Here is a 1,416-nt window from a genome sequence, read left to right on the forward strand (position 1 = left end):
GGCTACGATCGTGATGAGCCAGAATCCCAGTGTCACCTCCGGCACTTTTGCCAATACATTTTCAGAATATGTTTTCATCTATCTTCTTTCGAAATTGAAGCAGTTCGACGAGCCGAAGTTTGATTGCGCACAGCCGCTCAGGCTGATCTCTGCCGGCTTGTGCCGACCTGGGCGGCGACTACCAACATGATGATCACTGCGAGGAACAAGGCGCTGGTCCACATTGTTCCCATTCCCAAGCCGCCGTCTGCTTTGTTTTGTGTCAGCAGATCGCCAAGCGCTGCGCCGAACGGTCTTGTCAAGATGTAGCCAATCCAGAAGCTGGAGACCGCATTGCTACCCCGACGCCAGGCCAGGTAAGTGATTGCGATCAGCGTGCCGAAGGCCACCACACCCCAGGCAAAACCCAGGCCCAATGCTTCCGTTGCTAGGTCACCGGCAGCCGTTCCAAGAGCGAAGGTGCATAGGATGGCGGCCCAATAGAAAAGCTCTCTGCGGCGCGACACGATATGGTGAATGGAAAGGCTGTGCTCGACGCGATACCATATGAAGAAGATCAAGGCGAGCAACACCGAAAAGATACCGGTGCTGACATACAAGCTAATACCCAGGCTATCGGTCATGAGATCGGTAACCTGGGTGCCCACGATGCTGATCAGTATCACGCTCATCCAATAGAGCCAAGGGATATGACGGCGAGTTTTCAACTGGGCAGAGAGAACGGTTGCAAGGATGGTTGCCATAATCGCACTTGTGATTGCCTGTCCCCATCCAACATTGAAGGCCAGAAAATCTGCCCCGGTCTCGCCTACCGTAGTGGACATGATCTTGATGATCCAGAACGACAAGACGATTTCGGGAACCTTGTTCATACAGTACTCGTGGAGCTTGACGTGTTGACTGTCCATCTTGCGCTCCTCATTAAAATCGAATGATGAGAAGTTTGAGTGTTTGGACTTAGCTCTCACTTAGGTGGTGCCACGAACCCACCCTTTCACGATGAACCTAGAAAGGACGCGGCAATGAACACGGATCGCCACGTTGTAGATGGAATCAGAACACCCATGAGGAAGATGGTGAATGAGAGTGGTGCTAAGCATCGCCACAATGGCGGCGCCTGCCATGTCGAACGGGAAGTGCACGCCGAGATAGATACGCGCCCAGGCCAAAGGTATGCCCAGCATACCGAGAACAATCCCGGAGAATCTCAACGATGGATTGAGCAGGAGGCTGAATGCCACCGCCCACCACAGAGACAGATGATCGCTAGGAAAAGAGGAGTCGGCTGCGTGCGGGATCAGTGTGTGACCCAGTCCGATCATGAAAGGGCGAGGATGCCACCAGATCATGCCGATCAACTGATTCGTCAACAATGCAATCAGACCAGCTGCGGTCGCGACAAGCATGGTTCTTCGC

General features: G+C 53.5%; 2 protein-coding genes. Both read right to left on the reverse strand.

Features of this window, described 5'->3' with window-relative positions:
- Nucleotides 1-137: 137 nt before the first annotated feature.
- Nucleotides 138-908, reverse strand: a complete 771-nt coding sequence (locus tag AKL28_RS23580) for a COG4705 family protein (RefSeq protein WP_050470704.1) — start codon at nt 906-908, stop codon at nt 138-140.
- A 60-nt stretch (nt 909-968) separates the two neighbouring features.
- Nucleotides 969-1,416: undecaprenyl-diphosphatase (locus tag AKL28_RS23585; protein WP_050470705.1), on the reverse strand; the 448-nt coding region annotated here is incomplete at its 5' end.

Origin of the sequence: Herbaspirillum chlorophenolicum (assembly GCF_001189955.1) — a bacterium.
Lineage (GTDB): Bacteria > Pseudomonadota > Gammaproteobacteria > Burkholderiales > Burkholderiaceae_D > Herbaspirillum > Herbaspirillum chlorophenolicum.

Excerpts from the sequence above, each read along its gene's own strand:
- AKL28_RS23580 (WP_050470704.1), bottom strand. The coding sequence starts at position 908 with ATGGACAGTCAACACGTCAAGCTCCACGAGTACTGTATGAACAAGGTT.